The sequence below is a fragment of the Pseudoflavonifractor hominis genome, assembly GCF_014288125.1.
GTDB lineage: Bacteria > Bacillota > Clostridia > Oscillospirales > Oscillospiraceae > Pseudoflavonifractor_A > Pseudoflavonifractor_A gallinarum.
Window position 1 is genome coordinate 1 of sequence record NZ_JACOPR010000018.1, and the last position, 7,501, is coordinate 7,501.

The 7,501-nt window shown below is 57.1% G+C and carries 12 protein-coding genes; 7 read left to right on the plus strand and 5 right to left on the minus strand.

All coding sequences use genetic code 11. The annotated features are described in order from the left end of the window. Together H8S34_RS14700 and H8S34_RS14705 are read left to right on the plus strand one after the other, a co-directional pair. A partial coding sequence (locus H8S34_RS14700; RefSeq protein ID WP_176850317.1) for a DUF4368 domain-containing protein occupies positions 1-86 on the plus strand: 86 nt, incomplete at its 5' end. Positions 87-225: 139 nt separating this feature from the next. Continuing rightward, positions 226-519, plus strand: a complete 294-nt coding sequence (locus tag H8S34_RS14705; RefSeq protein ID WP_366486033.1) for a hypothetical protein — start codon at positions 226-228, stop codon at positions 517-519. A 70-nt stretch (positions 520-589) separates the two neighbouring features. On the opposite strand, the gene H8S34_RS14710 is transcribed toward H8S34_RS14705, so the two are convergent. Together H8S34_RS14710 and H8S34_RS14715 are read right to left on the minus strand one after the other, a co-directional pair. After that, a complete protein-coding gene (locus tag H8S34_RS14710; RefSeq protein ID WP_186964402.1) occupies positions 590-1,360 on the minus strand; it encodes an EFR1 family ferrodoxin in 771 nt (256 codons plus the stop codon). Further along, positions 1,357-1,722, minus strand: coding sequence for an ArsR/SmtB family transcription factor (locus H8S34_RS14715; protein WP_186964403.1), 366 nt, complete (start codon positions 1,720-1,722; stop codon positions 1,357-1,359). The genes H8S34_RS14710 and H8S34_RS14715 overlap by 4 nt, the downstream gene beginning before the upstream one ends. 189 nt (positions 1,723-1,911) lie before the next feature. Here H8S34_RS14715 and H8S34_RS14720 point away from each other — a divergent pair, with 189 nt between their 5' ends. The 3 genes from H8S34_RS14720 to H8S34_RS14730 all read left to right on the plus strand — a co-directional run bounded on the left by H8S34_RS14720 (position 1,912) and on the right by H8S34_RS14730 (position 3,940). After that, entirely contained in the window at positions 1,912-2,355 is a 444-nt protein-coding gene (locus tag H8S34_RS14720; RefSeq protein WP_186964404.1) for a zinc ribbon domain-containing protein, read from the plus strand. A 148-nt stretch (positions 2,356-2,503) separates the two neighbouring features. Further along, entirely contained in the window at positions 2,504-3,301 is a 798-nt protein-coding gene (locus H8S34_RS14725; protein ID WP_186964405.1) for an alpha/beta fold hydrolase, read from the plus strand. Positions 3,302-3,379: 78 nt separating this feature from the next. Further along, positions 3,380-3,940, plus strand: a complete 561-nt coding sequence (locus tag H8S34_RS14730; protein WP_186964406.1) for a flavin reductase family protein — start codon at positions 3,380-3,382, stop codon at positions 3,938-3,940. Between the two features lie 75 nt (positions 3,941-4,015). Here H8S34_RS14730 and H8S34_RS14735 read toward each other — a convergent pair whose 3' ends face one another. The 3 genes from H8S34_RS14735 to H8S34_RS14745 form a co-directional block, all read right to left on the minus strand. Further along, complete coding sequence (locus H8S34_RS14735) at positions 4,016-4,675, minus strand: vWA domain-containing protein (protein ID WP_186964407.1); 660 nt, start codon at positions 4,673-4,675, stop codon at positions 4,016-4,018. A gap of 86 nt (positions 4,676-4,761) precedes the next feature. Next, positions 4,762-5,112, minus strand: a complete 351-nt coding sequence (locus H8S34_RS14740) for a DUF2200 domain-containing protein (RefSeq protein ID WP_186964408.1) — start codon at positions 5,110-5,112, stop codon at positions 4,762-4,764. A gap of 4 nt (positions 5,113-5,116) precedes the next feature. After that, positions 5,117-6,115, minus strand: coding sequence for an O-acetyl-ADP-ribose deacetylase (locus H8S34_RS14745; protein WP_186964409.1), 999 nt, complete (start codon positions 6,113-6,115; stop codon positions 5,117-5,119). A 557-nt stretch (positions 6,116-6,672) separates the two neighbouring features. Here H8S34_RS14745 and H8S34_RS14750 point away from each other — a divergent pair. After that, positions 6,673-7,050, plus strand: coding sequence for a DUF1801 domain-containing protein (locus H8S34_RS14750; protein WP_186964410.1), 378 nt, complete (start codon positions 6,673-6,675; stop codon positions 7,048-7,050). After that, positions 7,047-7,501 (plus strand): hypothetical protein (locus H8S34_RS14755; RefSeq protein WP_243208049.1); only part of this gene is annotated, 455 nt, incomplete at its 3' end. The genes H8S34_RS14750 and H8S34_RS14755, both read left to right, overlap by 4 nt.

Here is a 7,501-nt window from a genome sequence, read left to right on the forward strand (position 1 = left end):
TTGTCCATGAAGCGGTCAAAGGTGAGGACGGAAGCCGGGAACAGGAGGTAGAAATCTTCTACCGCTTTATCGGCAAAATTGATTAAATGACACCAATATTTTTAACTATGTGATACCGGCTTATCTGTTCCAGACGCCGACCTACTCATCGCCCTGTCGGAGGCGTTGGAGACGCCTGTCAGCACGTTGCTGGGAGAAACAGTTGCAGAGTCAGAGGCGGACGAGGTGAAGGCTCTCGCAGAAAAGCTGGAGGTCATCAATCTGCAGTTTGCCCGGAGAAAGGCCCTGCGGCGCTCGGCCTTCCACTGGGGGCTCATTGCGGTGTGCGTGGGCATCCTGGCTGTGGCCGTCATTCTGGTGATGATGGGAAGCCCCTACCTGGGCTGGGATTACAGTGCCCCAGAGACTGCCGTCATGGGAGTGGCTATCCACGCCTTTGAATGGGGCTTTGTCCGCCTGGCCCCCTTCGTCCTGATCGCGGCGGCGGCAGGCGTTTTCCTGACGCGGAAAAGAGGATAGAGGCTACGAAGGCCCCTGGCAGAAAGCCAGGGGCCTTCGTAGGAACGACAGTATGGGAGTCACCCTTTCGTCATTCTCCGAGAAACAGTTCGTTCTTTTGGGGCACGCCGCAGATCTTCTTCATCTTGCCTGCGGCAACCGCTGTCAGGATAGGGTTGATACTTCGTGCATGAGCCGGACAGATGCTGACGCAGCGCATACAGCTGATGCATGTTTTATGATCGGTTTTGGCGGGATCTGCCATTGGAATCGCCTGAACGGGACATTGCTTAGCGCACAGCCCGCAGTTCGTACAGTTCTTCTTGGCGGAGGGCTTGATGGGAATCCCGGAATACTCCCTGAATGGATCATTGCCGGGAACGGCCAGGTCATCCGGGATTCGCCCCTCCTCCAGACACCGGCGGATCTCTTTGGCAAATCGGGACAGTTCCGCCAGATCATCGGGATCGGGACGGCCCGTGGCAAACTGGCGCATGATGGAATGTTCCGCCACGGCTGCCACGGCCGCAGCGCAGCGGAAACCAGCACGCTTCAGGCAGGTTTTCAGTTCCAACAGCGTGTCATCGTAGGCCCGGTTTCCATAGACCACCACCAGAATGGCCATTGCGCCGTTGGCGCGGATGCGCTCCAGCCGTTCCGCCGCGATGGCTGGGACCCGGCCGCCAAAGGAGGGGATGGCCACGACACAGACATCCTCTTTGTCCAGAGAGAGCTTGGAAAAATCCATGCTGGCATCAGTCAGGTCAATGGCGCTGACCTCCTGCCCGAATACCTCCGCAAAGGGAGCGGCAGCCTTTTTTGTGCCTCCCGTGGGGCTGAATAGGATTTGATAGATCCTCATTTGTGTTCTCCTTCTTCCTGATAGTTCGGGCAGTGTTTCATCTGCCGGACGGCATCCTGCAGCAGCTCCGACACAGCCAGCAGGCTGCTGCTTGCAGAGTCCAGATAATAGTAATTTTTCGTTCCTTCCCGCCGGAATGTGATGATCCCCGCATCCTTCAGGACTTTCAGATGGTGGGACACCGCCGCGCGGGAGAGATTCGTGCTTGCTTGGAGTTCTCCCACCCGCAGGCCCCCTGTTCCGCAATTCTCAATGAACACCCGGAGAATAAGCTGGCGGGTCTCGTCTCCAATCGCGCAGAACGCTGGGCGGCAGGCCTGGAATTGCTGCGCCAGCTGATTGCCGCTCGTTGGTTCAGCCATTTGGTCACCTCCGTCCTCCATGATCGACGCGCATGAACCATTATAGCATAAACTACAGCGCGTGGATGATTGGTCAAGAAAATCGAGTTCATTGGGACACTGACCGATCAACCATCAAACCAGAGCAACAGCCGGTTGCTTTGCTTTTTGTTCCCAGCGTGGTATGATTCGGGTAAGGTGGTGATCAATATGGATACCAAAGAAATCCTTCTGGAGCTGCGCGCCAGGCGCGGCTTTTCCCAGGAGCAGCTGGCAGAAAAGGTCCACGTGACCCGGCAGGCGGTCTCCCGCTGGGAGACCGGCGAAACGGTGCCCAATACGGAAACGCTAAAGCTGCTCTCCAAACTGTTTGACGTCTCCATTAACACCCTGCTGGGCTCGCCCCGGCAGCTGATTTGCCAGTGCTGCGGCATGCCTCTGGAGGACGCCAATATCAGCCGGGAGCCGGACGACGCTTTCAATGAGGCGTACTGCAAGTGGTGCTATACCGACGGGAAATTTGTCTACACCAGCCTGGAGGAGCTGCTGGACTTTCTGGAGGGCCACATGTCCAATGAAGCCTGGCCCCCGGAGCAGGTCAGAGCCTACTTCGCAGCCCAGCTGCCGAAACTGGATCACTGGAAGCAGAGATAAGCAAGGCTCCTGCCCTCGGAATTTCAGAGGGTGGGAGCCTTGCTTTTATGCGGCCCGGATGTCTCTCTGCTCGGGTATGGAATTTTGCGCAGACTTGCAGTATAATGACCCAGGCATCCTGTTTTACCCATTCGGGAGGAGATCCAATATGACCTTTCATGAATTCGGAGATGATACGCGCCCCCACATCATGCTGATCCACGGCGGTGGAAACGCTTGGTGGAACTACCTGCGGCAGGCCCGTGTCCTGGCCCAGCACTACCATGTGATCCTGCCCACGCTGGATGGCCATGGCGAGGCATATCAAACGCCCTATGTCTCCACCGAGCGGACCGCAGACCAGCTCATGCACTATATCCAGCAACATTGCGGCGGACATCTCTTCGCCCTGTGCGGAGTTTCCTTGGGCGGCCAGATCGTGATAGAGCTTTTGGCGCGGAAGCCGGATCTTACCGAAAAAGCCATCATCGACGGCAGCCTTTGTTACCCGCAGCCCATGATGGCCCGATTCTGCATCGCCTCAGTATGGCTGTTTGGCTGGCTGATGTTCAGCGAATGGGCGTGCCGCCTTCAGCTGAAGCTTATGCCCAAGTTGCTGCCCACAGAGATGACCTATCCCCAGGAGATCCAGGAATACTATCTGCGGGACATGCCCAGAACGCCGCGAAAAACCTTATACACCATGTACCGGACCTATATGGCGCAATACCGCGTGAAAGAAAGCGTGAGAAACAGCCATGCCCAGGTCATGTATTGGTACGGGGAAAAGGAGATGAAGTGCGTCAAGAACTCCGCCCGTATGTTCCAGCAACTGCTTCCCACCTGCCGGATCTACGAGGCAAAAGGATATGGGCACGGCTATCTGTCCGTCTATCTGCCGGAGGAATGGCTGCGCATCGCACTTCCTTTCTTTGAAGGCAAAGATCCCAATACCCCCGGCGAATAGCCGCACATAGGAAACAGGCATTTTATGTTTTGGTGTAGCAGGTATACAATAGTGACAAATGTATAAGGAGGAATCGCTATGCGCAAGAATTTTGGAGCCAAGCCCTGGACCTATCCCCAGCCGGTCTTTATTCTGGCCACCTACAATGAGGACGGCACCCCCGACGCCATGAACGCGGCCTGGGGCGGCATCAGCGAGGAGAAGGAGCTGAGCATGTGCATCAGCGCTGAGCACAAGACCACCGCCAACATCCTGGCCCGCAAGGCCTTCACCGTGAGCATGGCCACAGCGGAGCAGACAGTGGCCTGTGACTATGTGGGCATCGCCTCCGGCAACCAGGTGGCGGACAAGGTAGCAAAGGCCGGCTGGCACACCACGAAGTCGGAGTTTGTGGACGCGCCCCTCATCGACGAGCTGCCCATGGCGGTGGAGTGCCGCCTGGTGAGCTACGACCCGGAGAGTTGCCGTCTGGTGGGCGAGATCGTCAACGTGAGTGCCGACGAGTCCGTTTTGGGCGCTGACGGGAAGATCGACCCGGACAAGCTGCGGCCCATCACCTTTGACCCCATCCACAACGCATACCGGGTGCTGGGCGAGAAGGTGGGCAACGCCTTCCAGGACGGCGCTAAGCTGAAATGACCGGCTGATTTGTTCCAAGACAGGAATGCGGGACGGAGGTTTGACCTTCCGTCCCGCATTTATTTTGACCGCCGATCACCGCCGCCCCTTCTTCTGCCGCTTGCGGAAGTCCGCCTCGATGGCGTCCTTCCAGTGTTCGTCCAAAGGCGCACTGCACCGGACGGCGGCCACAGCCTGGCCCACCACCTCGTAGTTGAGGCGGGTGCCCTCGCTGTCGCAGTGGTAGTTCACCGCCCGGTCGGGGGCGATGCCCAGGTGGCCCGCCGTTTCCACTGCGTCGATATTGGCTCCCAGGAAGAGGAATTCCCAGCCGTACTTCTCCTTCTGGCGCTGGATCATCTCCTTGACCCGCTGGACGGAGTAACAGCGGCTGGCGTTCTCCATGCCGTCGGTGGTGATGACGAACAGGGTGTGCTCCGGCACATCCTCGCTCCGGGCATACTTGTGGATGTTGCCGATGTGGTGGATGGCCCCGCCGACAGCGTCCAGCAGGGCGGTGCAGCCCCGGACATAGTACTCCTTGTCGGTGATGGGCTGAACCTTCTCCAATGCTACCCGGTCGTGGAGCACCTCGGTCTGATCGTCAAAGAGGACAGTGGAGACGAACGCCTCGCCGGGCTCCTTCTTCTGCTTTTCGATCATGGCGTTGAAGCCGCCGATGGTGTCCCCCTCCAGCCCCTGCATGGAGCCGCTGCGGTCCAAGATGAACACCAGTTCCGTCAAATTCTTCTTCATAACAAATCCCCCTATGCTGTGTTGTTTGGCTTACAAGCACAGTATAGGGGGATTTTTCTTTCAATGGGTCGCCTGGCAGGCGACAACTATTTTCGCAGGATCTTCTCCATTGATTTGCCCTTGGCCAGTTCGTCCACCAGCTTATCCAAGTACCGGATGTCCCGCATGAGCGGGTCTTCGATCTCCTCCACCCGGATGCCGCAGATCTTGCCGGTGATCAGCGTTCGGTCAGGGTTCATGGCGGGGGCGTTTCGGAAAAAGTCCCCGTAGCTGGCGTCGGACTGCTCCAGTCCGGCCAGCTCCTCCGGCGTGTAGCCGGTGAGCCATGCGGTGACCTGATCCACCTCGTCCCGGGTGCGGCCCTTTTTCTCCGCCTTGGCCACCAGCAGGGGGTACACCCTGGCAAAGGCCATTTCTGTTACATCCATCCGCGGCATGGCGTTATCCTCCCAGCAGGCTCTGGTCAAAGGCGAACAGAGCTTCGTTGATCTCAAAGATGTTGTAGTTCTGGTGGGCGATGAAATACTCCACGATGATGTCAAACTTGCTGGCGTGGGAGAAGGCAAAGCCCGCCTTCTCCAGCATTTCACGGGCCTCGGCCAGCGGCAGCTCCAGGGCTACGGCGAAGGCCATGGCAGTGGGCTTTGAGGGCTTGTAGTGGACATCCGAGCGGATCTTGGAGAAGAGTTTGCGGTCGATGTTGGCCTTTTTATAGCACTGGGCGTCGGTCATGCCCCGCTCGTCGATCTTCCGCAGCAGCATCTGGGAAAAGCTCTCATCCAGTTTGCTGAGAGCTTCGTCCAGGCCGGGAGCCCCCATGGTACAGGGAACAGGCATCCACTGCGGCTCCTCCGCGGGCATGGACTCCACAGCCATCCGGCGGCGCTGGGTCTCACGGCTGTCGGTGTGGGCCTCCACATAGCGGTCGTCGATATAGGCGGCGATATCGGCAAAGAGCTTGCCACCGATGGTGTAGGCGGCCCGGTCGAAGATGACCAGATACACCGTCATATCGTGGGAGAGCAGGAATTCCCCGATGGTATCCACCGCCACCTTCAGCGCCTGATCCTTCGGGTAGCCGTAGACGCCAGAAGAGATCAGCGGGAACGCCACGGTTTCGCACCTGTTGGCCAGGGCAAGTTCCAGAGAGGAGCGGTAGGCGGAGACCAGAAGCTCCCGCTCCCCGTGGCCGCCGCCCCGCCAGATGGGGCCTACGGTGTGGATGACGAACTTTGCCGGCAGGCGGTAGCCCTTGGTGATCTTAGCCTGTCCGGTTTTGCAGCCGTTCAGGGTGCGGCACTCGGCCAGCAGCTCCGGCCCGGCGGCCCGGTGGATGGCCCCGTCCACACCTCCGCCGCCCAGCAGACTCTCGTTGGCGGCGTTGACGATGGCGTCCACCTTCATGGTGGTGATATCGTTTCGTACGATTTGCAGGGGCATGACGGCACCTCCTCGCGTTCTGGTGTTATCGTACCACAGATGGGCCTGCCTGGCAATCCGACGAAGCAGGGAGGGCGGGTTGCTCGCCCCAGCATTTCCGTTCAAACAGCTTTCTCGTCATTCTAATCATTCTTGTCATTCCCGTGACAAGAAACAGCCGTCACGCCTCCGCCACACGTTCAAGCGGCTATTCTTTGTTTTATGCGGCGCATTTCCTGCGCCCTCTCTGCGATGGTCTGCCCTCTATCGCCGCTCTCCCTGGACGGCACTTCTTTTAATATACAGAATCCAATCCCACACCCATCCCAAAAGGAGAAAGTTTTGCTTGAAACACGCAGGGCAAAAGAGTGTCAAAGAGGAATTGCCGGAGCGGCGGAAAGGGCCAAAGAGGGCGGCAGAGTGCCGTTTGAAAGTTCCGACACACGTTTGGGAGCAAGATGCCGGGAGTTCGAGTCTCCACACTCGGACCAAATTTGTCAGAAAAACCGTCCGAAATGGCGGTTTTTCTGCATTTTTCGCTTGATTTTGTTGGTATTTACGAGCTGTGGAGGTGTAACATGGGTGTAGCTTCTGTTTCCGAGTATGTGGCATCGTTAAATGAAGAGCAGCAGCGACATATCTGCGCATTCATTGAATTTATGAATGCGGAATATCCCCAGTTGACAAATAAGATCTCCTTCTCTATGCCCATGTGGCTGGTGGGGAAAAAGATGAATGAGGGATATGTGGCGGTCTCCGCAGCGAAAAACCATTTCTCCATCCATTTTTCCGATGAGGAGTTTCTGAATCATTTAGCAGAGAGTCTTCCTAACTGCAAAAAGGGAAAGCGATGCATCAATATCAAATACGGCGATGAAAAGTCCTTCTATGCAGTCGAAGAAAGCATCAGCGATTTTCTGAAGATATATTGTACTGAAGGGAACTCCTCCCTATGAATGACACGGAGAAAATCGGCTGTTGTGGCGCGTACTGTAAGACTTGCCGTGAATTTGAGAAGACCTGCAAGGGCTGCAAACTGGGGTATCTGGACGGCGCCCGGGATCTGAGCCGGACCAGGTACAAAATGAAGAAATGCTGCCTAACCAGAGGTCACATCACCTGCGGAGACTGCGAGGAATATGATCGCTGTGAGATCATTCAATCATTTCTCAACCATCCCGGCTACAAATACGGCAAATACAAGCAGGCGCTGGAGTACATCCGCGCCCACGGCCACGCCGCCTTCCTGAGAGCGGCGGAACACTGGAAAAACGCCTATGGTAAATACCGGGGCAATCCCAAATTCTGTGTAACCGCCAAAAGCGGTGCAAATAGAGTGAAATTTATCATGGGCGGCAGACGGGTAAAACGGCTGCCGCCTTGTTTACAACATAACGCCAGTGGGAC